The organism is Streptococcus sp. HMSC10E12 (genome assembly GCF_001807855.1).
Lineage (GTDB): Bacteria > Bacillota > Bacilli > Lactobacillales > Streptococcaceae > Streptococcus > Streptococcus salivarius.
This window is the reverse complement of sequence record NZ_KV791095.1, coordinates 7,706-8,110: the sequence shown is the minus strand read 5'-3', so window position 1 is coordinate 8,110 and position 405 is coordinate 7,706. Positions and strand designations below refer to the sequence as shown.

General features: G+C 41.7%; 1 pseudogene. It reads right to left on the bottom strand.

The window, feature by feature from the left end:
* Positions 1-405, bottom strand: a pseudogene (locus tag HMPREF3112_RS11435) (MSCRAMM family adhesin SdrC); the annotation flags it as partial.

Here is a 405-nt window from a genome sequence, read left to right as displayed (position 1 = left end):
CAGCGTCAGTAAGTGAATCAATCTCAGAATCACAATCAGTATCTAACTCAGAATCCGCTTCAGAGAGTGCTTCTGTATCAGAATCACAATCAGTGTCAAACTCAGAATCCGCTTCAGAGAGTGCTTCAGTTTCAGAATCACAATCTGTCTCAAATTCTGAATCCGCTTCAGAAAGTGCTTCTGTATCAGAATCACAATCAGTGTCTAACTCAGAGTCAGCGTCAGAGAGTGCTTCAGTTTCAGAATCACAGTCTGTCTCAAATTCTGAATCCGCTTCAGAAAGTGCTTCAGTTTCAGAATCACAGTCTGTTTCAAACTCAGAATCCGCTTCAGAGAGTGCATCAGTTTCTGAATCACAGTCTGTTTCAAACTCAGAGTCAGCGTCAGTAAGTGAATCAATCTCAG